The sequence below is a fragment of the Kribbella sp. NPDC020701 genome, assembly GCF_055562215.1.
In genome coordinates this window covers 430,114-453,401 of the sequence record NZ_JBVHFT010000003.1, presented here as the reverse complement: position 1 = coordinate 453,401, position 23,288 = coordinate 430,114, and the positions used below count along the sequence as shown (strand labels likewise).

Genomic DNA, 23,288 nt, shown 5'->3' with positions numbered 1-23,288 from the left:
TAACTACCGCCGGTTGGCGACACTGGAGACATGGAGTACGCCGACCTGTCCGATTTCCTCCGCAAACGCCGCGAGGCCCTGCAACCCGAGGACGTCGGGATGCCCCGCGGCCGGCGCCGCCGGACCCCGGGGCTCCGGCGCGAGGAGGTCGCCGCGCTGGCGTCGATGTCGGCCGACTACTACAGCCGGCTCGAAGGCGGCCGGGGCCCGCAGCCGTCGGTCGAGATGCTCGGAGCGATCGCCCGCGCGCTGCGGCTGACGCTGGAGGAGCGCGACCACCTGTTCGTGGTCGCCGGGCACGGTACGCCGCCGCGCACGACTCGGGCGTGTCACGTCGATCCGGGGATGCTGCGGATCCTCGACCGGCTGCAGGACACGCCGGCGCTGCTGCTCAACCGGTGCGGTGAGACGCTCGCGCAGACGCCGGCGCACGTCGCGTTCGCGGGGGAGCTGACGAACTTCGAGGGTATGGAGCGCAGCGAGGTCTACCGCTGGTTCGTGCATGCCGAGTCACGGTCTCTCTACCGCGAGCCCGAGCTGTCCACCCACAGCCGGATGCTGGTCTCGATGCTGCGGACGGTCTTCACGGCCGACGGGCCGAAGTCGTACGCCGCTTCGCTGGTCCGTGCGCTGCAGAAGCTCAGCCCGGAGTTCGCCGAACTCTGGGACGTGCACGAGGTCGGCGTCGTACACAGCCGCACGAAGCGGTTCAACCATCCCGTGGTCGGCGAGCTCGAGCTGTACTGCGAGGTGATCGACAACCGGGACCAGCAGCAGACCCTGGTGGTCTTCACCGCGGAACCGGGCAGTGAAAGTGCGGCCAGACTGCGGTTGCTGACGGTGCTCGGAAGTCAGGCCCTCGATCCCGCCCTCTGAGCCGTCGGGCGATGGCTGAGGTAGTACGCGAAGGCGGCCGTCGGGAAGAACATCACGATGCCGTAGACCGCGACCGGGATGGACATCTCGCTGTTGTCGAGCAACGCCGGGCTGAGCGCGATCGTGAGTGCCAGCGTGGCGTTGTGGATACCGATCTCCATCGAGCAGGCGATCGACTGCCGCTCACCCAGCCGGGCCAGCTTGGGTACGACGTACCCGAACCCCAGACTCAGGACGTTCAGCAGTACGGCGACGACGCCGACGGCGGCCAGGTAGTCGAGAACGTTCGCGCGCTCGGTGTAGATCGCGGCGAAGATCACCAGCGCGAGCACGAGAATCGAGCCGACCTTCACCGGACGCACCATCCTGTCCGCCACACCGGGGAGCCGCCGGCGGATCAGCATGCCGATGGCGACCGGGACCAGCACGATGGCGAACACCTGCAGCATCTTCGCCGGCTGTAACCCGAGCTGGCCTTCGCCGAGGAAGTAGTCGAGGGACAGGTTGACCACGATCGGCAGCGTGAACACGGCAAGCACCGAATTGACCGCGGTCAGGCTGACGTTGAGAGCGACGTCGCCGCTGGCCAGGTGGCTGAAGAGGTTGGCCGTGGTGCCACCGGGGGACGCTGCGAGCAGCATCATCCCGGCCGCGAGCGCGGGCTCCAGGTCGAACAGCGTCACCAGCCCGAAGCAGATCGCCGGGAGCAGCAGCACCTGGGTGCCGAGCGCGATCAGGACTGCCTTGGGCATCCGCAGGACCCGGCTGAAGTCGGCGACGGTGAGGGTCAGGCCGAGGCCGAGCATGATGATCGCGAGGGCGATCGGCAGCAGTACCGAGGTGAGCACGGAGTCGTTCACCGGCGGCTCCTTCGAAGGTCGGTGGCTCAGGGTGACAGCGGCGCGTGGCGTCGGCAAGGTCTCGCGAAGTCCCGGCGGGTTCCGGGACCGCCGAAGCCTTTACCCTCCTTACGCCATGAGTTAATTTAAGTTCTGAAATCTCATTGCGTAACTGTTCCGTGACTGAGGGGATCCGCCCATGCCCGCTCGGAAGGTGTTGCCTGCCCTGTTCGCGTTGCTGCTCTGCCTGGTCTCCGGCAGTACGGCGTACGCCCAATCCGCTCGAGCTCAAGCGAACTTCAACGTGCTTGCGTTCTACAGCGGTACCTGGGACGCCGCGCACATCGACTTCGAGAAGGAAGCCAATCAGCGGTTCCCGCAGTTCGGGGCGCAGAACGGCTTCACCTACACCGCGACGAGCAACTGGGACCAGCTCAACAACTTGACGGCCTCGCAGTACCAGGTAGTGATGTTCCTCGACGACTCGCCACACACCGACGCGCAGCGCACCGGGTTCCAGCGGTACATGAACAACGGTGGCGCGTTCTTCGGCTTCCACGTCGCGGCGTACAACGACGCGAGTGGCGGCTGGCCGTGGTTCAACAACACGCTGCTCGGGACCGGCCGGTTCCAGTCGAACACGTGGGGACCGACCGCGGTCACGCTGAAGGCGGAGAACCGTTCGCACCCGGCGCTGGTGAACACACCGGCGACGTTCCGGTCGTCGGTGAGCGAGTGGTACAGCTGGCAGAACGACCTGCGGACCAACCCGGACATCCAGATCCTGGCCTCGATCGACCCGTCCAGCTTCCCGGTCGGCACCGACCCGGCGCAGACCTGGTACAGCGGCTACTACCCGATCATCTGGACCAACAAGAACTACAAGATGATCTACGCGAACTTCGGCCACAACGCGATGAACTACGAGACCAACACCCGGCTCTCGTCCACCTTCGACAGCCCGGCGCAGAACCAGTTAATGATGGACGCGCTCAAGTGGCTGGGTGGCGCGGGTACGACGCCGCCGGTGGACCAGCCGTCGCCGACCGCCTGGTACACCCTCTCGAACAAGGGGAACGGCAAGTGCGTCGACGCGCGCGCCGCCGCGACCGCCAACGGCACCGTGATCCAGCAGTACAGCTGCAACTCCACGCAGGCACAGCAGTTCCAGTTCCAGCCGACGTCCGGCGGTTTCACCCGGGTGAACAACCGCAACGACGCGAGCAAGGTCATCGACGTGACCGGGGTGTCGGCCGCCGACAACGCCGGCCTCCAACTGTGGACCTACAGCAACGGCAACAACCAGCAATGGCAGGCGGTCTCCGAAGGCAGCGGTTACTTCCACCTGGTCAGCCGCCTCAGTACCAAATGCCTGACCGTCCCCGGTGGCTCCACCGCGGACAGCACCCAACTCGTCCAACTCACCTGCAACGGAGGCGCGACGCAGTCTTTCAAGCTGACGATTGCCTGACCATCGACTAGGTTCACGCGCATGAGAATCCTGCGTGTGGCCGCGATGGCGGCAGGAGGTTTGCTGTTGATGTCTCAGCTCGTCCCCGCCCAGGCGAGCGGCAGGCCGTCGTACCAGTGGAACGTGACGCCGACCGGGAGTACGGCGCAGTTCCGCGGGCTGGCGGCGGTCAGCAAGGACGTCGCCTGGGTGGGTGGCACCGAAGGGACCGTGCTGCGGACCGTCGACGGCGGGCAGCACTGGCAGAACGTCAGCCCGCCCGGTGCCGGCGCGCTGCAGTTCCGCGACGTCGAGGCGTTCGACGCGAAGCGGGCACTGGTGCTGTCGATCGGCAACGGCGAGGATTCGCGGATCTACCGGACCGTGGACGGTGGCAAGTCGTGGACCGAGACGTTCCGGAACACCGACGCGAATGCGTTCTACGACTGCTTCGCCTTCAACGACAACAAGCATGGGCTGGCGTTGAGCGACCCGGTCGACGGGAAGTTCCGGATCGCGGCGACATCGGACGGTGGCAAGTCGTGGAAGGTGCAGTCGAACGCCGGAATGCCGGCCGCGCTGACGGGTGAGTTCGCGTTCGCGGCGAGCGGGACCTGCCTGGTCGCGGGACCGGGCCGGACCGCGTGGTTCGGGTCGGGCGGTGGCGATCGGCCGCGGGTGTTCCGGACCGTTGACGGTGGCAAGCACTGGACCGTGGCGGACTCGCCGATGGCCAGCGGTGAGGCGGCCGGCATCTTCAGCCTCGCGTTCCGCGGTTCGCGGTTCGGGGTCGCCGTCGGTGGCGACTTCCTCAAGCCGACCGAGGCCGTGAAGGCCGCGTCGGTGACGTACGACGGCGGGCGGACGTGGAAGCTGGTCGCGGCCGACAAGGCGCCGAAGGGGTACCGCAGTGGCTCGCATTTCGTGCCGTGGTCACCGTCGACCGTGGTCGCGGTCGGACCGTCGGGCAGTGACGTGAGCTTCGACGGCGGCCGGAGCTGGAAGCAGTTCTACGACGGCAGCTTCGACAGCGTCGAATGCGCCGGTCACGGGGTCCAGGCGGGCTGCTGGGCCTCGGGTGCGAAGGGCGCGGTCGCCCGGCTCGTGCACTGACGTTCAGACCGGCGACACTCGCTCGTTGTGCGGGTGTCGCCGGTTTTCCGGAAAGATTGGTGCATGCGTAAATTGCTAACCGTTCTCGTGGGGTTGCTGATGGTGGTGCCGACCGTTGCCGCGGCTCAGCCCGAGGGCGGGCGTCCGGCGCGGCCGCTGACCGTGATGACCTACAACATTCACCACGGCGCCGGGATCGACGGAGTGCTCGACCTCGAGCGGATCGCCGTACTGATCGAGAAGTCCGGGGCGGACGTGATCGGGCTGCAGGAGGTCGACCGGCACTGGGATGTGCGGAGCAACTGGGTCGACCAGCCGGCTTGGTTCGCCCAGCGGCTCAACATGCACTACGCGTACGCCGCGAACCTCGACCTCCCGCCGGTGAACCCGGGGGAGCCGCGCCGCCAGTACGGTACGGCGATCCTGTCGAAGTACCCGATCAAGGACTTCACCAACACCCTGCTGCCGAAGTACCCGACCGGTGAGCAGCGTGGACTCGCGGTCGCGTCGATCAAGGTCCGTGGCGCCGATCTGCGGTTCGCGAACACACACCTGACCAGCAACAACAACGCCGAGCGGCTCGAGCAGGCGCAGAAGGTGGTCGAGCTCCTGGGTAAATCGAAGGTGTCGACGCTGCTCGTCGGCGACCTGAACGCGGAAGCGACTGCTCCGGAGATCAAGACCCTGACCGCGGTCCTGAACGATACGTGGACCGAGGTCGGTGCCGGGCCGGGTAACACCATCGAGGCGGGCAATCCGACCAAGCGGATCGACTTCCAGCTGCACAGCCCGGGCCTGCGGCCGACGTCGGCCACAGTCCCGGTCACGCCGGCGTCCGATCATCTGCCAGTAGTGGCTTCGTTCACTCTGCGCTAGTAGTTTCACCCCGCGCTGACAGCTCGTCACACGGCGCTCGTCCGGTGTCCGGACGGGCGCCGTTTGCATGCCGCGAGAATTACAAGCTTGTAGTTTGTCAAGTCGACACACGGGTGCAACAAAGATACTTGTGTGAAAGGTGTTCCAAATGGGGCTACAGGCAACTAGTGTCACGTGTGTGGTCCACGAGGACCACAAGTTCACGAACCCTGGGGAAGGGGTTCGTGACCGGCGGAAGGAACGATCCCGATGCGGACCCCCTCGAGGGCCAGGTCCGGCGGGCGGGTCGGGAGCACTGGGAAGACCGGCAGGGCGCTGCTCTCCGGGGTGCTCGCGATCTGCTTGGCCGGCTCGATGGCCGTGCATCCTGTCCAGGCCGACGCAGCCAAGCCGAAGCCGCCAGTGATCCCCTCCAAGGCCGCGGTCGAGCGGGCCAAGCAGGCCGCCGCCTCGAAGGCCGCTCGGGTCGCCGCGATCGAGCGGCAGTTGGCCGCCGCGAACGCGCGGCTCGAGCAGCTCGGCGTCCAGTCCGGGATCGCGGACGAGGCGTACAACGGCGCCGTCTACAAGCTGCAGCAGGCCAAGGCCGAAGCGGCCGCCGCGGCGGCGCGGGCGGCGAAGGCGCAGCAGACCCTGGTCACTCAGCGACAGCAGATCGGCCGGTTCGCGGCAGCGTCGTACCAGGGTGGTGGCGACGTGGCGAAGATCGCGCCGCTGTTCAGCGCCGAAGGACCGCAGCAGTTGCTGGACTCGGCCGGGGCCGCCCGCTCGGTGTCGACCGCGATGCAGGGGGCGTATCTGCGATTCACGGCGACCCAGGTGGTCACCAACCTGTTCAAGGTCCAGGCCGACCAGGCCGTGGTGAAGGTGAAGCAGGCGACCGACGAGGCCGCCAAGGCGAAGAAGGCCGCCGAGCACGCGGAGGCCGTGCAGGCGGCGGCGGTGACCGCGATGGGCGTGCAGCGGACGCAGTCGATCGCGCAGCTCGCCGTACTGCAGAACACGTCGGTCCGGGTGGCCGCCCAGCGGCAGCGAGGGCTCGAGGAGCTTGCGCGACAACGAGCCGCCGCGCTCGCCGCGAAGAAGGCCGCCGAACTGAAGCGGCGGATCGCCGCCCGGGAGGCCGCCGAGCGGGCCCGGGAGAAGGCCGAGGAGGCCCGGGAGAAGGCCGAGCAGGCGCGCGAGGAGAGGGAAGCCCGCGAGCAGGCGAAGCAGAACCCCGGCAAGAAGCCACCGAAGCAGCACAAGCCGGACCGGCCCAGCAACGACAACGGCAACAGTCACGGCACGCGCCGGGGTGCGCAGGCGGCGATCGACTTCGCACTGTCCCAGCTCGGCGACATGTACCTGTGGGGTGGCACCGGCCCGTCCCGCTGGGACTGCTCCGGACTGATGATGGGCGCGTGGGATCGGGCCGGCGTCCAGTTGCCGCACTACAGCGTCGCGCAGTACGAGCAGGTCCGGCACATCGACGAGGACGAGCTGCGGCCGGGTGACCTGATCTTCTGGGCGCTCAACCCGGACGACCCGGGGACCATCCACCACGTCGCGATGTACCTCGGCAACGGGCGGATGATCCACGCGCCCCGGACCGGCAAGCCGGTGCAGATCGACAGCGTCTACTACTGGGAGCCGCCGGACTTCTTCGGCCGCCCGTGATGAAACGCTTGCGTAGCAGGGCAAAGATCGCGTCCGCGATGTCCTGGGTCCGGCCGGCCGGGAGACGGGCGAGGGATGCGAGTCCACCGTTGGATGCCGCTAGCAACGATGCTCGCAGCCCCGGCCGGTACGCCGCGATGCCCGAGGCGAACCCGATCGAGCCATCCGGTTCGAGCAACGCCGCGCCGTACTCGCTGATCGGCTGGTAGGCGCCGCTACGGCGTGGCGATGAGGCGGCCGAGGTTCTTGCGGGCGTCGAGGGTTTCGTGGATTCGGGTCACGTCGGTCAGCGGGTGGGTGGCGTGGACGATCGGCCGCAGGTCGCCGTTCTGCCAGCGGCGGGTGACTTCGGCGACGTCGGCGCGGGCCTCGTCCGGGCGGGCCTGGCGCCAGCCCATCATCGAGACACCGGTGACGGACCGCAGACCGAACAGGCCGCTCGCCGGGACTGTCGGGAGCTCGGTGGTGATCGCGCCGTACGTAACCATCGTGCCGAGCGGTGCGACGAGGTCGAGGCCTTGGTCGAACACGGTGCCGCCGACCGCGTCGAGGACCGTGTCCACGCCGTCGGCGGCGAGTTCGCGGACTTTGGCCGGCCACTCCGGGTCGCTCAGGTCGACGGCTTCGGCGCCGAGCCCCCGGATGAAGTCGAGCCGCTCGGCCGAGGACGCCGTACCGATGATCGTCTTCGGGTCGAAGAACCGGGCCAGCTGGACGGCGAGGTGGCCGACGGTGCCGGCCGCGGACTGGATCAGGACGGTGCCGCCGGCGGGGATCCGGCCTGCTTCGAGGAGGCGGAGGGCGAGCGGCGCGGTCATCGACATCATCGTCGCCTCGCCCGCGTCGGCGACCCCCGGGATCGGGGCGAGGAACGCGGCGTCGGCGACGGCGAAGTCCGCGAAGGCGTCTTCGGTCAGGGCGGCGACGCGTTGGCCGACCTCGATGCCGGGTGGAGTGTCCGGCCCGAGCTTGCTGATCCGGCCGACCACATCGCCGGTGAGCGTGCCTGGCAACGGCCGGTCCCAGGGCGTGCCGCCGCGGCGGAGAACGGTGTCGATGGCGTTGGCGCCGATCGCCTCGACCTCGATCAGCACCTGGCCGGTGCCAGGCTCCGGTACGGCGACCTCGTCGAGCTGCAGGACGTCGGGACCGCCGTGCCGGTGGAAGCGCACTGCGCGCATGAGCTGCTCCAAATCGTGGGAGTTATAAATAATGGGTAGTTCCCACGATAACGCCATGCAAGAGCTCTGCCAATAGAGTGGGCAGGTGAAGAAGGCGCCGACGCATCGTCTGGCCGACCGGGTGCTGTGGGCGCTGGGGCGGTCGAGCCAGCAGGCGCAGCGCCTGGTCCGGCAGCACATGACCGAGGCCGGCGTCCGGACGCAGCACTACCACGTATTGGCGAGCCTGGCCGACGACGGCGAGGGCGCCCAGGCGACGCTTGCCGACCGGATCGGCTTGGACCGCAGCGATTTGGTCACCCTGCTGGACGAGCTGGAAGACCTGAAGTACGTCGAACGCCGGGTGGACCCGGCGGACCGCCGCCGCAAGATCGTCGCGATCACGCCGGCCGGCGAGAAGCAGCTGATCGCGATGGATCAGCTGATCGTCGCGGCGGAGGCGGAGTTGCTGGAGCCGTTGAGCGCGAGCGAGCGCAAGACCCTGCTCGGCCTCCTGCACCGCCTGTCAGGCGACTGAGGTCCACGGCCTGTCAGGCGACTGAGGTCCGCCGCCTCGAGGGCGGCGGCGCAGCGTCAGTGACCTTCGGTCTTCAGGCGTTCGAAGGAAGCGGTGATCTCGGTCTCGGCGTCGGTCCGGCCGACCCAGGTGGCGCCTTCGACGGACTTGCCGGGCTCGAGGTCCTTGTAGACCTCGAAGAAGTGCTGGATCTCGAGCCGGTCGAACTCCGGCACGTGGTGGATGTCGCGCAGGTGCTCCTGGCGCGGGTCGCCGGCCGGGACGCAGAGGACCTTGTCGTCCGGGCCCTTCTCGTCGGTCATCCGGAACATGCCGATCGCGCGGGCCCGGATCAGGCAGCCCGGGAAGGTCGGCTCGGGGAGGAGCACCAGCGCGTCCAGCGGGTCGCCGTCCTGGCCCAGGGTGTCCTCGATGAATCCGTAGTCGGACGGGTACTGAGTGGCCGTGAAGAGGGTTCGGTCCAGCCGCAGCCGGCCCGTCTTGTGGTCCAGCTCGTACTTGTTGCGGGTGCCCTTGGGGATCTCGATGAAGACGTCGAACTCCATACGGCAGATACTGTCACGGTTCCGACCGACCGATTGACAGGAGCAGCCTGGTGGCCCGTCCTCCCCGTGCGGTGTTCGTCACGCTGCTCGCCATGCTCATGAGCGGGTCCCTCTGTGTGGGGCTGGTGAGCGGTGCACGCGCCGTACCCGGATCAGTGCAGGCAGCTCAGCAGGCGCCCGCCGTCCTGGCGCCCGCGAAGGCCGAGGGGGTCGCACCGACGGCGGCCGGCGTACAGAAGGCGCTCGCCGCGATCCTCGCGGATCCGTCACTGGGCAAGCACCGTGGCATCTATGTGTACGACGCCTCCCGCGGCAAGACGGTGTTCTCGGCCGGTACGGCGGTCCCGTTCACCCCGGCGTCTACGTTGAAGCTGCTGACCACGGTGTCGGCGTTGGAGACCCTCGGTGCCGACCACACGTTCACCACGAAGGTGGTGAGTGCGGGCAGTGGTTCGATCGTCCTGGTCGGTGGTGGCGACCCTTTGCTCGCTACCAAGCCCGCAGCGAACGCGGAGTTCCCGACACGGGCCACGCTCCAGAGCCTGGCCGCGAGTACGGCGAAGGCACTGAAGGCGCAGGGTGTCGCCGGCGTCAGCCTGGGCTACGACGCCTCGCTGTTCACCGGTCCGGCTGCCAACGCGAACTGGGAGGCGAACTACCTGCCCGAAGGGATTGCGGCCCGCACCTCGGCGCTATGGGTGAACGAGGGGCGGCTCTCGCCGGGGATGGCCAAGCGCGCGGACTCTCCGGCGCAGGCTGCGGCGACCGCGTTCGCCAAGCTGCTGGCGGGCTATGGGATCAAGGTGGCGGCGACGGTTCGGGCGGCGACCGCCCCGGCCGCGGCCAAGCCGATCGCCCAGGTGGCGTCGCCGACGCTGGGGCAGATCGTCGAGTACGTGAACCTGCACAGCGACAACGACGGTGCGGAGGTGCTGTTGCGGCACGTCGGTCTGGCGACCAACAACGGCGGTTCGTATGCCGGTGGGGTCAAGGGACTGCGCGCGACGCTCACCAAGCTCGGCCTGGACGTCAGCAAGGCGACGATCTACGACGGCAGTGGTCTGACGCGGGCCAACAAGGTGCCGCTCGAGCTGCTGGCCGGTGCGGTCCGGGTGGCGGCGTCGGAAGACCACCCGGAGCTGCGGCACCTGCTGACCGGTCTGCCCGTCGCAGGCTTCAGTGGCAGCCTCGAGGACCGCTTCGCCGCTCCCGGGACCAGCACCGGCACCGGACTGGTTCGGGCGAAGACCGGCACGCTGACTGGGGTGCACAGCTTGGCTGGACTGGCCCGTGATCGCACCGGCACGCTGCTGGTGTTCGCGATCGCCAGCGACAGTGTGCCGGTACCCAAGACCCTCGATGCCCGGGCTGCTCTCGACCGGGCCGCGGCCGCGCTGGCCAACTGCGGCTGCGCCGTCTGAGGGCCGTCTGAGGGTCGTCTGAGGCCGGTCTGAGGGCTTTCTGACGCGGTCTGAGTGCGGGCGCATGTTGGGACATACGACTAGGGTCTGAATATGAGTACGGCGGAAGGCGGGACCACGGCCGACATGGTCGACTGGCAGCTGGCGACCGGAGTGGCGCGCAAGCTGCTGCGCCCCGGGCCGGCGGTCAGCCGCGCGGAGGCGGACCAGGTAGTGGCCGAGCTGCGTCAGTTCGCGGCCGACTCCGAGCACCACGTGCGGGAGTTCACCGGACTACAGGCCACCTCGGCGACCGCGCCCGTGGTGATCGTGGACAGGCCCGGCTGGGTGCAGGCGAACGCGGACGGGTTCCGGACCGTGCTGCAACCGCTGGCGGACAAGCTGCGGGAGAAGGCGGAGCGGACCGGCGGGCTGTCCTCGGCGGTCGGCTCGCGGGTGACGGCCATCGAGGCCGGTGCGCTGCTCGCTTTCCTCTCTTCCCGGGTGCTCGGTCAATTCGACCCGTTCTACCCAGCTGAGCCGGATCCGGATCGGCCCGATCTGACTGGTCGCCTCCTGCTGGTGGCGCCCAATGTGATGCACGTGGAGTCCGAGCTGGGCGTCGTACCGCGGGACTTCAGGCTGTGGGTGTGCCTGCACGAGGAGACGCACCGGGTCCAGTTCACCGCTGTGCCCTGGTTGCGGGATCACCTGCGGTCGGAGATCGCGCTGTTCCTGGACCAGGCTGAGCTGGACGCATCGGCGTACGCGGCGATGTTCCGTGAGGCAGTGCAGCGGCTGGGCCGGTCGGTGCGGGGGGAGGCCGAGCTGAGTCTGGTGGATCTGATGCAGTCCCCGGAGCAGCGTGCGGTGCTGGACCGGCTGACCGCGGTGATGTCGCTGCTGGAAGGCCATGCGGACTTCGTGATGGACGGGGTCGGGCCATCTGTGATCCCGACGGTGGACAACATCCGGTCCAAGTTCACGTCGCGCCGCCAGAGCGGCAGTCCGGTGGATCAGCTGCTGAAGCGGTTGCTCGGGCTGGACGCCAAGCTGCGGCAGTACAAGGACGGTGCCGCGTTCGTCCGCCGAGTTGTCGATCGGGTCGGCATGGACGGGTTCAACCGGGTCTGGACCGGTCCCAACACGCTGCCGACCAAGAACGAGATCGCGAACCCCGATGCCTGGGTCGCCCGACTCCACGGCTGAGCCGTCGGGCAAGGCGGCTGCCGAGGAGCTCGTCCAAGGCCGGAGGGGCAAGTTGCACCCGGCGGTGGCGCGCACGCGGGAGGCGGTCCGCGCCATGCTGGCCGAGTTGCCGCACGGTACGACCGTCCTGGTCGCCTGCTCCGGTGGCACGGATTCACTCGCGCTGGCTGCGGCGACTGCCTTCGAGGCGCCCAAGCTGAACCTGTACGCCGGTGCCGTCGTCGTCGACCACGGTCTCCAAGCGGACTCCGCCCACGTCGCGGAGACCGCTGCCGCGCAGTGCCGGTCGCTCGGACTCGACCCAGTCCAGGTGCGGGCGGTCGAGGTGGGCTCCGAGGGTGGCCCGGAGGCGGCTGCCCGGTCAGCCCGGTACGACGCTCTCCGCGACGCAGCGGATGAGCTCGGGGCGGACGTCGTACTACTGGCTCATACGCGCGACGACCAGGCCGAGACTGTATTGCTGGGGCTGGCCAGGGGGTCCGGGGCTCGCTCACTGGCCGGGATGGCTCCGGTTGCCGGATTGCTCCGGCGGCCGTTGCTCGACCTCCCTCGTGCGACAACAGCGGCCGCGTGCATCGCATCGGGGCTGCGCCCGTGGCACGACCCACACAACGACGATCCGCTGTACACCCGGGTCAGAGTCCGCCATGAGGTGCTTCCGGTGCTGGAGGAGGCACTAGGACCCGGAGTGATCGAGGCATTGGCCCGTACGGCGGGACTCCTCCGGGCAGATGCGGATGCGCTGGACGTGCTCGCCGCGGACCTTGCGGAGACGGCACTCCGCCGTACTGACGATGAAGTCCACTGTGACATCGGGATGCTGGAGGGCGAGCCGGCCGCACTGCGGACCAGGGTGCTGCGTCAGGCGGCGCTGGAAGCCGGTTGCCGGGCCACGGACCTCACCGCGGGGCATGTGGCGGCAGTCGACGCGCTGATCACGGATTGGCGCGGGCAACGCTGGATCGACCTGCCACAGGGAGTTCGAGCGGTCCGCAGGACCGGATTCATCGTGTTGGGTCCGGATGTGACAGGCTGAGCCACGTGGATGCGGCGGACATCGAGAAGGACCTGACCAAGATCCATTACACCGAGGACCAGATCCTGGCGAAGCTGCGGGAGCTGGCGGGGCGGATCGAGCAGGACTACGAGGGCAAGGACCTGCTGATGGTCGGCGTCCTGCGTGGTGCGGTGATGGTGATGGCCGACCTGGCCCGGTCGTTCAGCCGGCACGTGGAGATGGACTGGATGGCCATCTCGTCGTACGGCTCGGGGACCAAGTCGTCCGGTGTGGTCCGGATCCAGAAGGACCTGGACACCGACATCACCAACCGGCACGTGCTGATCGTCGAGGACATCATCGACACCGGGCTGACGCTGAGCTGGCTGGTCAGCAACCTGGAGTCACGCAAGCCCGCCTCGCTGGAGCTCTGCACCGCGTTCATGAAGCCGGACGCGGCCAAGATGCGGGTCCCGGTGAAGTACGTCGGGCTGGACCTGCCGGACGAGTTCGTGGTCGGTTACGGTCTCGACTACGCGGAGAAGTACCGGAACCTGCGCTGCGTAGCGACGCTGGCCCCGCACGTCTACTCCTAATCCCTCCCGCGGGGCAGACTTGGTGACGGCCTGTACAACAGGTCGTACCGTCTATTGGTGACCCTCGTGGTGTGTTGTCTTGTGCGACACGAGACACTTGGACTGGTTGTACCGTCTCAAGCCCGCATTCCCGGGCCTGCCGAGCTAGGAGGGACGGGGCGTAGGCCTCGATCATGGACGTGAAGCGCATCTTCCGAGGACCCCTGTTCTGGATCGTCGTCGCCTTCCTCGGCGTACTGGTGATCGGACAGCTCCTGACCGGCTCGACCGGCTACAAGACCGAGCCCACCGGCCAGGTCGTGCAACTGATCCAGCAGGCCAAGTCGTCGAGCGACAAGACGATCAAGTCGGTGACGCTGATCGACCCCGACCAGGAGATCCGGGTCGAGAAGACCGACGGGACCAAGGTGCGGGCGCACTGGGTCGACGGCCAGGCCAACACCCTCGGCACGGACCTGCAGACCCTGTTCCAGGACGGCAAGATCGAGCGGTACGACGTCGAGAACCCCAAGCCCAGCTTCATCGGCCAGGTGTTCTCCACACTCATCCCGTTCCTGCTGATCGCGGTGGTCTTCATCTTCTTGATGAACTCCATGCAGGGCGGCGGCTCGCGGGTGATGAGCTTCGCCAAGTCCAAGGCCAAGCTGATCACCAAGGACACTCCGAAGACCACGTTCGCCGACGTGGCCGGCTGTGACGAGGCGATCGAGGAGCTCGGCGAGATCAAGGAGTTCCTCCAGGAACCCGGCAAGTTCCAGGCGGTCGGGGCGAAGATCCCGAAGGGCGTGCTGCTCTACGGCCAGCCCGGTACCGGTAAGACGCTGCTGGCCCGCGCGGTCGCCGGCGAGGCCGGCGTGCCGTTCTACTCGATCTCCGGTTCGGACTTCGTCGAGATGTTCGTCGGTGTCGGTGCCTCCCGGGTCCGCGACCTGTTCGAGCAGGCCAAGACGAACGCCCCGGCGATCGTTTTCATCGACGAGATCGACGCCGTCGGCCGGCACCGTGGTGCGGGCCTCGGCGGTGGTCACGACGAGCGCGAGCAGACCCTGAACCAGTTGCTGGTCGAGATGGACGGCTTCGATATCCGCGGCGGTGTGATCTTGATCGCGGCCACCAACCGGCCCGACGTGCTCGACCCGGCGCTGCTGCGGCCCGGCCGGTTCGACCGGCAGATCGCCGTCGACGCGCCGGACCTGCCCGGTCGCGAGCAGATCCTCAAGGTGCACGCGCGGGGCAAGCCGATGGCGCCGGACGTGGACCTGCGGGCGGTCGCCCGCCGTACGCCGGGCTTCACCGGTGCGGACCTGGCCAACGTGCTGAACGAGGCCGCTCTGCTCACCGCCCGGAACAACCAGCAGGTGATCGACAACCGCGGGCTGGACGAGGCGATCGACCGGGTCATCGCCGGTCCGCAGCGCCGCAGCCGGCTGATGTCGGACAAGGAGAAGGTGCTCACGGCGTACCACGAGGGCGGGCACGCCCTGGTCGCCGCCGCGCTGCCGCACTCCGACCCGGTGCAGAAGGTGACGATCCTGCCGCGGGGCCGCGCGCTCGGCTACACGATGGTGATGCCGGACGAGGACAAGTACTCGACCACCCGGTCGGAGATGCTGGACAAGCTGGCCTACATGCTCGGTGGCCGCGCCGCCGAGGAGATGGTCTTCCACGACCCGACCACCGGTGCGAGCAACGACATCGAGAAGGCGTCGGCGCTGGCCCGGGCGATGGTCACGCAGTACGGCATGACCGAGCGGCTGGGCGCGATCAAGTTCGGCTCGGACGGCAGCGAGCCGTTCCTGGGCCGCGACTTCGGCAGCCAGCGGAACTACTCCGAGGAGATCGCGGCCGCGGTCGACGAGGAGGTCGGCAAGCTGATCCTGAACGCGCACCAGGAGGCGTTCGACATCCTGGTCGAGAACCGCGCGGTCCTGGACCACCTGGTCGAGGAGCTGCTGGAGAAGGAGACCCTGGACAAGAACGAGATCGCCCGGGTCTTCGTGCCGGTGGTCAAGCGGGAGCGGCGGCCGGCCTGGACCGGTTCGTCCACCCGGGTGCCGTCGGACCAGCCGCCGGTGATGCCGGTGCCGACCCGCGCCGAGCAGAACGGATCGCTCTCCGATGTCCTGCCGGGCGGTGTGGTCGGCCCGGACGAGGCCGTGCGGCCGCCGAACTACGGCAGCGGCCCGACCCCGCCGTCGCCGCAGGACAGCTGACGAACCAGCGCCGCCACCCGATCGGGTGGCGGCGCTGCTGTCTGTGGTCCCGCCTAGAGTGACCAGATGACGTCGCCGAAGTTCGACCATGCCCGGGCTGAGCGGGCTGTCCGCGAATTGCTGATCGCGATCGGGGAGGACCCGGACCGCGAGGGCTTGCAGGACACCCCGGCCCGCGTGGCACGGTCGTACGCCGAGATGACCGGCGGACTGGGAAAGCGGGCCGAGGACGTGCTGACGACGACGTTCGACATCGGCCACGACGAGATGGTCCTGGTGAAGGACATCGAGGTCTGGAGCCTGTGCGAGCACCACCTGGTCCCGTTCACCGGGGTCGCGCACGTCGGCTACATCCCCAGCCGGGAGGGCCGGATCACCGGGTTGTCGAAGCTGGCCCGGCTGGTCGACGTGTACGCGAAACGGCCGCAGGTTCAGGAACGGCTGACCACCCAGATCGCCGAGTCCCTGGTCGAACTGCTCGAACCGCGCGGCGTGATCGTCGTGATCGAGTGCGAACACCTCTGCATGACCATGCGCGGCGTCCGCAAACCCGGCGCCAAGACGATCACCTCCGCCGTCCGCGGCCAGCTCCGCAACCCCGTCACCCGCGCCGAGGCCATGAGCCTGATCGTCGGCTGACCGTAGCCTCCTTGAACCCGCTCTCGTTGGAGTTTGAAAACCGGCAACTGTGGACATTCTGTCGCTGAGCGTTTACTTTCCGTAGTGGTGCTTGGCCAACGGGGATCAGGTGCCGGTGTGAGGAGGACAGGATGTCGGGGCGTTTCCGGGTCAGCGCCGCACTTGCCGGGGTCGTCGTACTGACGGCCGCCGGGCTGGTCGCGGCGAACTGGGCCACCGCCGAGACGCGGACCAAGCCGGCCGGCCAGAAGTCGGAACCGGCCGGGAAGGTGGCCGAGAAGTCGCCGCTGGTCGCGGAGGCGGTCGAGGCGCAGCTCGGGCCGGACTCGGGCGTGGTCGGCAGCTACTACGACGACGCCGGCGAGCTGGTCGTGGCGGTGTCCGACCTGACCACCGCCGCGCTGGTCCGCCAGGTCGGCGCGATCCCGCGGCTGGTCCAGTTCACCGCCGACCAGCTGAACGCCGTCCAGGACAAGCTGAACCGGCTCGCCGCCGGCTCCGGCGCGGGCAAGGTCCGGTCCTGGTACGTCGATCCGCTCTCGGGCACTGTGGTCGTCACGGTGCCGAAGGGCGCGCGTGACCGGATCACCGAGCGGTTCCTGTCCCGAGCCAAGGCGAACGGCGACCGCGTGACGGTGCGCAGGGTCTCCGGCACGGTGACGACGACCGCCGACGACTTCAGCCTGCGTGGCGGGGTCCAGGTCGACAAGAACACCGGGTACGTCTGCTCGCTGGGCTTCAACGCCCGGACCACCAAGGGCACCAAGATCTTCCTCACCGCCGGGCACTGCACGGCCGGCAAGCCGTCGTTCTCCCGCAACGGCTACATCCTCGGCAACACCCGGACCTCGAGCTTCCCGGGCAACGACTTCGGCACGGTCGGCGTGATCGACGGCTGGGAGCAGCAGGGGTACGTCGAGGGCTGGGGAGCCGGCAACATCGCGGTCCGCGGGCTCGCGAACGCGACCGTCGGGTCCACGCTGTGCAAGTCGGGCAAGAGCACCGGCTGGACCTGCGGGAAGATCGTCGCCCGGAACGTCACCGTGAACTACGGCAGCAACAGGGTGGTCCGCGGGCTGTTCCAGCACACCGCGTGCGTGGAGGCCGGAGACTCCGGTGGCGCCAACATGACCGGCAACTACGCGCAAGGCATCACCAGTGGCGCCGCGCTCATCAACGGCCAGTGCCTGGAGAAGGTAGGCCAGGCCAACGAGTCCTACGCCCAGCCTGTCGCCGAGGCACTCGAAGCGACGAAGTCACGCTTGATCCTCAGTAATTGATCCCACCCAGCGGGTTGGGGGTGGTGGCCACTACGGTGGTCGGGTGAGTGATGGGTCGTGGGGTCGCGTCGACGGGCTGCCGGTGCTGGATCGGTGTCTCGTGATGGGTGTCGTCAACGTGACACCGGACTCGTTCTCCGACGGTGGTGAGTGGTTCGAGCCGTCCGCGGCGATCAAGCACGGCCGCGAGTTGCTCGCCGAGGGTGCCGACCTGCTGGACGTCGGCGGGGAGTCGACCCGGCCGGGTGCCGACCGGCCAGCCCCCGAGGAGGAGATCCGCCGGGTGCTTCCGGTGATCGAGACCCTGGCCGCCGAGGGCGCCCTGATCTCGGTCGACACCATGCGGGCCGGCGTCGCCGAGCTCGCGCTGGACGCCGGCGCGGTGATGATCAACGACGTGTCCGGCGGCCAGGCCGACCCGGACATGCTCGCGCTGGTGGCAGAGCGGCGTACGCCGTATGTCTGCATGCACTGGCGTGGACACTCGATCGACATGCAGAACAAGGCCGAGTACGTCGACGTGGTCGCCGAGGTGATCGCCGAACTGGCGCTGCGGATCGACGCGATGCGCGACGCCGGAGTCGATCTGAACCGGGTCGCCCTCGACCCCGGGCTCGGTTTCGCGAAGAACGCGGACCACAACTGGGAGGTCTTGCGACGATTGCGGGAATTCGCCGTACTGGATCGGCCGTTGCTGATCGGTGCGTCCCGGAAGGCGTTCCTCGGTAGGCTGCTCGCCGACGAGCAGACCGGTGAACCCAGACCGGCCGTACGACGAGACGATGCGAGCGCGGCTGTCTCCGCCCTGGCCGCCGCCGCGGGAGCCTGGTGTGTCCGGGCCCACGCGGTGGCACCCAGCGCGGACGCGGTCCGGGTGGCGAAGAGATGGGGAACGGTATGACGGACGGTCCGAGGCAGGGCGCGACAGGTGAGGGCGCGCCCAGGAGTCACAACGCCACGGTGGAGGACGTCGTGCTGACCGCGAACACCGCGTTCTACAACGCGTTCGAGGCCGGTGACCTCGATCTGATGGCGGCGGTCTGGCTGCCGGACCCGGACCCCGTCTGCATCCATCCCGGCAACGCGGCGATCTCCGGGTACGCCGAGATGATGCGGGCCTGGGCGATGATCTTCGCGAACACGCCGTACATCCAGTTCTTTCTGACCGATGTGCAGGTCCGCGTAGATGAAGACGTGGCCTACGTCACGTGTACGGAGAATGTCCTGTCGTCCGGTGAGGGCGCGCCGGAGGAGGGCTTCGCGGGGGGCAAGGCGCTGGCCACGAACGTTTTCCGTCGAACTTCTACCGGCTGGCGGTTGTGGATCCACCATGCCTCCCCGGTACTGTCGTCTGGGGGCCGACAGGAGGAGGCGCCGTGAGCGAGCGAAGCGAGTTCACCATCGAGCACAGCGCGTACCGTGCCTCATCCGCGCCCGGAGCGAAGCGAGGACGTGGATGAGTACTCCCGTGCTAGCTCCTGATGTGATCGAGATCCGGGGCATCCGCGGTTTCGGACGCCACGGGGTGTTCGAGCACGAGCGGGCCGACGGGCAGGAGTTCGTCGTGGATGTCCGGCTGGAGCTGGACACCAGACCCGCCGCGGCCTCCGACGACCTGGCCGACACCGTGAACTACGGGGTGGTGGCCGAGCAGGTGCACCACGCGATCGAGAACGACCCGGTGGACCTGATCGAGACCCTCGCCCAGCGCATCGCCGACCTGTGCCTCGCCGACCGGCGGGTGACAGCGACCGCGGTGACCATCCACAAACCCTCGGCGCCGATCACGGTGCCGTTCGACGACGTTGTCCTGACCGTGCAGCGCAGAGCCGGAGAATCCTCGTGACTGAGACCCCTAGTCCCCACGTCATCGACGCGGACACCCTGAGCGGCGGCCTGAAGCCGATCCGCCAGGTCATCTTGTCGCTCGGCAGCAACCTGGGCGACCGTGAGGCGAACCTGCAGGGCGCGGTCGACGCACTGCGGGACACCCCTGACGTCGTGGTGGTCGAGGTCTCGCCGCTGTACGAGACCCAGCCGATCGGCGGTCCCGAGGAGTCCGGCCCGTACCTGAACGTCGTGCTGCTCGCCGACACCACGCTCGCGGTCGACCTGCTGCTGGACCGCGCGCATGCGATCGAGCAGGCCTTCGGCCGGGAGCGCAGCGTGCCGGGCGCGCCGCGGACCCTCGACGTCGACCTGATCACCTACGGCCAGAAGACGGTCGAGTCCGAGGAGCTGACCGTTCCGCACCCGCGGGCGCACGAGCGCGCGTTCGTTCTCGCACCCTGGCTCGACATCGAGCCGGACGCGGTGCTGCCGGGCCACGGCCCGGTCACGGAGCTGCTCGCCAAGGTCGGTTCCGAAGGCGTGACCAAGCTCGACCTCGAGCTGCAGTAGTGGTGTCCGGCGGTTCCGAGCCAGGCCGGGCGCCGGAAGACGAGCCCGGCAAGGAGCCGCCGCGTCCGGGCTCGGTCCGGCCGACCTCGCGCCGGCTGCTGATCGCGATCACCGTCCTCGGGGCGGCGATCGGCCTGACCGCGGTCAAGGCGATCGAGTCCGGTGGCGGCGTCGCGCCGACGGTGTCCTGGCTGACCCTGATCGCCTGGGCGTTCCTGGCCGCGCTGCTGTTCGCCGCGGCCCGCAACACCCACCAGCGGATCCAGGTCCGCCGGGAGCGGATGGAGCCGTCCCGCGCGGTGTTCCTGTTGCTGATCGGGAAGGCGAGTGCGTTCGTCGGCGCGTTGTGCGCCGGTGTTTACGCAGGGTTCGCGTTATCCTTCCTGCAGGCGATGGGCGCCTCGGCGCCTCGTCAGCGTGTGATCATGGCCGGTGCCGCGGCGGTGGTCTCCGTGCTGGTCGTCACGGCCGGATTGTTGCTCGAACGCGCGTGTCGTGTTCCCGAGGACCCCGACGAGACCCCCTAACATGTCGGTCCATGGGGTCAAGGGGTAGCCGCCGTCGAACCAGGACCACAGTTCTCACCGTTGCCAACGGTCTGCTGATCGTTGTCTGCCTGGGCGTGAGTATCGCGCTCTTCACGCAGAATGCCTGGATTCTCCGGGCCGCCGCGGTGGCCGGCGTACTGGTCGCGATCGCGGCCACGGTGCTGTTCCGCCACCAGTTGCTGGTCGAGCGGCTGGCCCATTCCGACGAGCGCGCCCAGGTCGCCCAGGAGTATTCGCGCATCACCAGCGCCCGCGTGGTCGAGAACGCGGAGTTCGTCGACCTGATGCAGCGCCGGCTGGACAAGATCGACCGGCGCCTGGACAAGATCGACGAGGAGGTCGCCACGGTGGTTGCCGCCGGCGACAAACACTCCCAGGCCGACGCCCCCACCGTCGTGGACCTCAAGCTGCGAGGTCTGGCCGCCTCCTGACTCCGGCCCCATACTGCGGTGTGGGGAGGGATTGACCATGGGGCTGGACGCGAACTATCCGGCCGTGACGATGAACGACCCGAACGGTCACGTCACGGTCTACAACGAGGATCACCTGCCGATCGGGCAGCTCGGGCCGACGCCGTTCGAATCGCCGTCGGTGAACGTGACCTGCAAGCGGAAGGCGTGGGACGACGCCTACTGGTACCGCCTGCTGAGCGCCGAGGGCTGGCCGTTCCCGGCTGAAGAGGCCTACGTGGCGGCCGATGAAACGCATGAACTGAACCCCGGTCAGCCGTACCCGATCCCGGAGTGCGCCAGCGGGTGCCCGATCAAGATCGGCCAGGCCGCGGCCGGCGTACTGGCGGTCGGCGGGCTGGCCGCGGCGGCTGCCTGGCGCCGCAAGCGCAGGGCGCTGGGCACGGCCTGAGGCCCGTTCGCGTAGGTTCTGGGGTGTGGATCTCGCGAAGCTGCTGAAGGTTGCCGAAGCCGCCGTCGATCGCGGGCGGGTGATCACCGACTCGCGGGGACCGGGTGCCCTGACGTTCAAGGGCGATCGCGACATGGCGTCCGAGGTGGACTTCGCGGTCGAGCGGGAGGTGCGGGCCTTCCTCGAGCGGGAGACGCCGGAGATCGGCGTCCTCGGCGAGGAGGAGGGCGGCGCGACGGACGGGACGCGGTGGGTCCTGGATCCGATCGACGGGACGGTCAACTTCGTTCACGGCGTGCCGCTGTGGTGCATCTCGCTGGGCCTGATCCACGACGGTCGCGCGGTGGCCGGCGTGATCGACCACCCCGCGCTCGGGACCAGGTACGCCGCCGCCGAAGGACTCGGCGCGACCTGCGACGGCAAGCCCATCCGGGGCAGCGAGTGCACCGACCTGAACGACGCACTGGTTGCCGTCGGCGACTATGCGGTCGGCCCGGACGCGGACCGGATCAACGCCGAGCGCCTCGCGCTCACCCAGCGCCTCACCCCGCGCGTGCAGCGCCTCCGGATGATCGGCACCGCCGCCACCGCCCTGACCTGGACCGCCGCCGGCTACTTCGACGCGATGATCATGTTCTCCAACAAGCCCTGGGACACCATGGCCGGCGTCTCCATCTGTCGCGAGGCCGGCGTCACCGTCCTGGACCTCGACGGCTCCGAGCACAGCCCCGAGTCCCGCGCCACCTTCGCGGTCTCGCCCGCCCTCCGCGAGCCGCTGCTGGAGCTGATCGGCTGACTACTTGTCGATGTCTCCGACCACGAAGAACATGCTGCCGAGGATGGCGATCATGTCGGGGATCATGGTGCCGGGGAGCAGGGCGGGCAGCGCGGAGATGTTGTTGAAGCTGGCTGAGCGGAGCTTGAGGCGCCAGGGCGTCTTGTCGCCGCGGGAGACCAGGTAGTAGCCGTTGATGCCGAGCGGGCCCTCGGTCCAGGCGTAGGTCTGGCCCTCGGGGACCTTGAGGATCTTCGGCAGCCGGACGTTGATCGGCCCGGCCGGCAGGGCCGACAGCTTGTCCAGGCAGGCGTCGACCAGGTCGAGCGAGACCTTCACCTGCTCCAGCAGTACGGCGAACCGCGCGAAGCAGTCGCCGTCGGTCCGGGTGACGACCCGGAGTACGCCGTCCCGCAGCAACTCGTCGTACCCGAGGTAGGGCTCGTCGCGGCGGAGGTCCGCGTCCACGCCGGAGGCACGGGCGATTGGGCCGGAGACGCCGTACTGCGTGACGAGCTCGGGGGCGAGTCTGCCGACGCCGACCGTACGGGCCCGGAAGATCTCGTTGCCGAGGATGAGGTCCTCGATGTCGGGCAGCCGCTTGCGGACCGCGGCCGAGGCGGCGGACGCGCGGCCGAGCCAGCCGTACGGCAGGTCCTCCTTGAGCCCGCCGACCCGGTTGAACATGTAGTGCATCCGGCCGCCGGAGAGCTCCTCCATCACCGCCTGGATCGTCTCCCGCTCGCGGAAGGCGTAGAAGACCGGCGTGATCGCGCCGAGCTCGAGCGGGTACGAGCCGAGGAACATCAGGTGGTTCAGGACCCGGTTCAGCTCGGCCAGCAGCGTGCGCAGCCAGACCGCGCGGATCGGGACCTCGAGGCCCATCATCCGTTCGACCGCGAAGACGACGCCGAGCTCGTTGGAGAACGCGGACAGCCAGTCGTGCCGGTTCGCCAGCACGATGATCTGCCGGTAGTCGCGAACCTCGAACAGCTTCTCCGCGCCGCGGTGCATGTAGCCGATGATCGGCTCGCACCCGACGATCCGCTCGCCGTCCAGAGTCAGCCGGAGCCGGAGTACGCCGTGGGTGGCCGGGTGCTGCGGGCCGATGTTGAGCACCATGTCGGTGGTCGCCAGCTCGGAGCCGGTCCCGGTCCCGCCGCGCTCGTACGCGGGGTCGAATCCAGCCGCTCCCGCGCCGATCCCGACCACTCTTTCGGTACTCATAACCCCTAGTGTGCCGTGAGCGGTGCAGCTGGACGCCAGCAGCACTCAACCTTCACCGCTCACGGCACACTTTCGTGACAGGCTTGG

Annotated in this window: 25 protein-coding genes; 21 read left to right on the top strand and 4 right to left on the bottom strand. The window is 68.7% G+C overall.

Annotation, left to right across the window (positions count from 1 at the left end):
- Positions 1 to 30 precede the first annotated feature (30 nt).
- Positions 31 to 876, top strand: coding sequence for a helix-turn-helix transcriptional regulator (locus ACZ3HV_RS09325; RefSeq protein ID WP_465682503.1), 846 nt, complete (start codon positions 31 to 33; stop codon positions 874 to 876).
- Here the strand turns inward: ACZ3HV_RS09325 and ACZ3HV_RS09320 are convergent.
- Complete coding sequence (locus ACZ3HV_RS09320) at positions 852 to 1,736, bottom strand: bile acid:sodium symporter family protein (RefSeq protein ID WP_465682501.1); 885 nt, start codon at positions 1,734 to 1,736, stop codon at positions 852 to 854. The two genes, ACZ3HV_RS09325 and ACZ3HV_RS09320, sit on opposite strands and share 25 nt — an antisense overlap.
- A gap of 178 nt (positions 1,737 to 1,914) precedes the next feature.
- Here ACZ3HV_RS09320 and ACZ3HV_RS09315 point away from each other — a divergent pair, with 178 nt between their 5' ends.
- From ACZ3HV_RS09315 to ACZ3HV_RS09300, 4 genes are all read left to right on the top strand, one after another.
- A complete protein-coding gene (locus tag ACZ3HV_RS09315) occupies positions 1,915 to 3,186 on the top strand; it encodes a ThuA domain-containing protein (protein ID WP_465682499.1) in 1,272 nt (423 codons plus the stop codon).
- A 21-nt stretch (positions 3,187 to 3,207) separates the two neighbouring features.
- On the top strand, positions 3,208 to 4,278 hold the full coding sequence (locus ACZ3HV_RS09310; RefSeq protein ID WP_465682497.1) for a WD40/YVTN/BNR-like repeat-containing protein: 1,071 nt from the start codon (positions 3,208 to 3,210) through the stop codon (positions 4,276 to 4,278).
- A gap of 63 nt (positions 4,279 to 4,341) precedes the next feature.
- A complete protein-coding gene (locus ACZ3HV_RS09305) occupies positions 4,342 to 5,154 on the top strand; it encodes an endonuclease/exonuclease/phosphatase family protein (RefSeq protein WP_465682495.1) in 813 nt (270 codons plus the stop codon).
- A 249-nt stretch (positions 5,155 to 5,403) separates the two neighbouring features.
- The gene (locus tag ACZ3HV_RS09300) at positions 5,404 to 6,813 is read left to right on the top strand and encodes a C40 family peptidase (protein WP_465682493.1); all 1,410 of its coding nucleotides are present in this window, start codon (positions 5,404 to 5,406) and stop codon (positions 6,811 to 6,813) included.
- Between the two features lie 215 nt (positions 6,814 to 7,028).
- Here ACZ3HV_RS09300 and ACZ3HV_RS09295 read toward each other — a convergent pair whose 3' ends face one another.
- The gene (locus ACZ3HV_RS09295) at positions 7,029 to 7,994 is read right to left on the bottom strand and encodes a quinone oxidoreductase family protein (RefSeq protein WP_465682492.1); all 966 of its coding nucleotides are present in this window, start codon (positions 7,992 to 7,994) and stop codon (positions 7,029 to 7,031) included.
- Positions 7,995 to 8,079: 85 nt separating this feature from the next.
- Between ACZ3HV_RS09295 and ACZ3HV_RS09290 the strand changes: the two genes are divergently transcribed.
- The gene (locus ACZ3HV_RS09290; RefSeq protein ID WP_465682490.1) at positions 8,080 to 8,511 is read left to right on the top strand and encodes a MarR family winged helix-turn-helix transcriptional regulator; all 432 of its coding nucleotides are present in this window, start codon (positions 8,080 to 8,082) and stop codon (positions 8,509 to 8,511) included.
- 56 nt (positions 8,512 to 8,567) lie between these two features.
- Here the strand turns inward: ACZ3HV_RS09290 and ACZ3HV_RS09285 are convergent, their stop codons facing one another.
- Positions 8,568 to 9,056, bottom strand: coding sequence for an inorganic diphosphatase (locus ACZ3HV_RS09285; RefSeq protein WP_360360231.1), 489 nt, complete (start codon positions 9,054 to 9,056; stop codon positions 8,568 to 8,570).
- A 50-nt stretch (positions 9,057 to 9,106) separates the two neighbouring features.
- Between ACZ3HV_RS09285 and dacB the strand changes: the two genes are divergently transcribed.
- From dacB to ACZ3HV_RS09210, 15 genes are all read left to right on the top strand, one after another.
- A complete protein-coding gene (gene dacB / locus ACZ3HV_RS09280) occupies positions 9,107 to 10,477 on the top strand; it encodes a D-alanyl-D-alanine carboxypeptidase/D-alanyl-D-alanine endopeptidase (protein ID WP_465682487.1) in 1,371 nt (456 codons plus the stop codon).
- A gap of 93 nt (positions 10,478 to 10,570) precedes the next feature.
- Positions 10,571 to 11,665: a zinc-dependent metalloprotease gene (locus ACZ3HV_RS09275; RefSeq protein ID WP_465682485.1), complete on the top strand. Its 1,095-nt coding sequence runs from the start codon at positions 10,571 to 10,573 to the stop codon at positions 11,663 to 11,665.
- Positions 11,637 to 12,701: a tRNA lysidine(34) synthetase TilS gene (gene tilS / locus ACZ3HV_RS09270; RefSeq protein ID WP_465682483.1), complete on the top strand. Its 1,065-nt coding sequence runs from the start codon at positions 11,637 to 11,639 to the stop codon at positions 12,699 to 12,701. The genes ACZ3HV_RS09275 and tilS overlap by 29 nt, the downstream gene beginning before the upstream one ends.
- Before the next feature lie 5 nt (positions 12,702 to 12,706).
- The gene (gene hpt, locus ACZ3HV_RS09265) at positions 12,707 to 13,258 is read left to right on the top strand and encodes a hypoxanthine phosphoribosyltransferase (RefSeq protein WP_360360220.1); all 552 of its coding nucleotides are present in this window, start codon (positions 12,707 to 12,709) and stop codon (positions 13,256 to 13,258) included.
- A 173-nt stretch (positions 13,259 to 13,431) separates the two neighbouring features.
- Positions 13,432 to 15,471, top strand: coding sequence for an ATP-dependent zinc metalloprotease FtsH (gene ftsH, locus ACZ3HV_RS09260; RefSeq protein ID WP_465682481.1), 2,040 nt, complete (start codon positions 13,432 to 13,434; stop codon positions 15,469 to 15,471).
- 66 nt (positions 15,472 to 15,537) lie between these two features.
- Positions 15,538 to 16,110, top strand: a complete 573-nt coding sequence (gene folE / locus ACZ3HV_RS09255; RefSeq protein WP_465682479.1) for a GTP cyclohydrolase I FolE — start codon at positions 15,538 to 15,540, stop codon at positions 16,108 to 16,110.
- A gap of 131 nt (positions 16,111 to 16,241) precedes the next feature.
- Complete coding sequence (locus tag ACZ3HV_RS09250; protein ID WP_465682477.1) at positions 16,242 to 17,390, top strand: S1 family peptidase; 1,149 nt, start codon at positions 16,242 to 16,244, stop codon at positions 17,388 to 17,390.
- Positions 17,391 to 17,493: 103 nt separating this feature from the next.
- Positions 17,494 to 18,291, top strand: a complete 798-nt coding sequence (gene folP / locus ACZ3HV_RS09245) for a dihydropteroate synthase (protein WP_465682818.1) — start codon at positions 17,494 to 17,496, stop codon at positions 18,289 to 18,291.
- Positions 18,292 to 18,350: 59 nt separating this feature from the next.
- Positions 18,351 to 18,770, top strand: coding sequence for a nuclear transport factor 2 family protein (locus ACZ3HV_RS09240; protein WP_465682475.1), 420 nt, complete (start codon positions 18,351 to 18,353; stop codon positions 18,768 to 18,770).
- A gap of 76 nt (positions 18,771 to 18,846) precedes the next feature.
- Entirely contained in the window at positions 18,847 to 19,236 is a 390-nt protein-coding gene (gene folB / locus ACZ3HV_RS09235; RefSeq protein WP_465682473.1) for a dihydroneopterin aldolase, read from the top strand.
- Positions 19,233 to 19,790, top strand: a complete 558-nt coding sequence (gene folK, locus ACZ3HV_RS09230; RefSeq protein ID WP_465682471.1) for a 2-amino-4-hydroxy-6-hydroxymethyldihydropteridine diphosphokinase — start codon at positions 19,233 to 19,235, stop codon at positions 19,788 to 19,790. Before folB ends, folK begins: the two co-directional genes overlap by 4 nt.
- Positions 19,791 to 19,792: 2 nt before the next feature.
- Positions 19,793 to 20,317, top strand: a complete 525-nt coding sequence (locus ACZ3HV_RS09225; protein WP_465682469.1) for a DUF3180 domain-containing protein — start codon at positions 19,793 to 19,795, stop codon at positions 20,315 to 20,317.
- A 95-nt stretch (positions 20,318 to 20,412) separates the two neighbouring features.
- Positions 20,413 to 20,769, top strand: coding sequence for a hypothetical protein (locus ACZ3HV_RS09220; RefSeq protein ID WP_360360198.1), 357 nt, complete (start codon positions 20,413 to 20,415; stop codon positions 20,767 to 20,769).
- Positions 20,770 to 20,806: 37 nt separating this feature from the next.
- Entirely contained in the window at positions 20,807 to 21,199 is a 393-nt protein-coding gene (locus ACZ3HV_RS09215) for a hypothetical protein (RefSeq protein ID WP_360360195.1), read from the top strand.
- A gap of 25 nt (positions 21,200 to 21,224) precedes the next feature.
- Positions 21,225 to 21,995 (top strand): inositol monophosphatase family protein, encoded by a 771-nt coding sequence (locus ACZ3HV_RS09210; RefSeq protein WP_465682467.1) that lies wholly within the window; start codon positions 21,225 to 21,227, stop codon positions 21,993 to 21,995.
- Here the strand turns inward: ACZ3HV_RS09210 and ACZ3HV_RS09205 are convergent, their stop codons facing one another.
- Positions 21,996 to 23,201, bottom strand: a complete 1,206-nt coding sequence (locus ACZ3HV_RS09205) for an NADH-quinone oxidoreductase subunit D (RefSeq protein WP_360360189.1) — start codon at positions 23,199 to 23,201, stop codon at positions 21,996 to 21,998.
- Between the last annotated feature and the right edge of the window lie 87 nt (positions 23,202 to 23,288).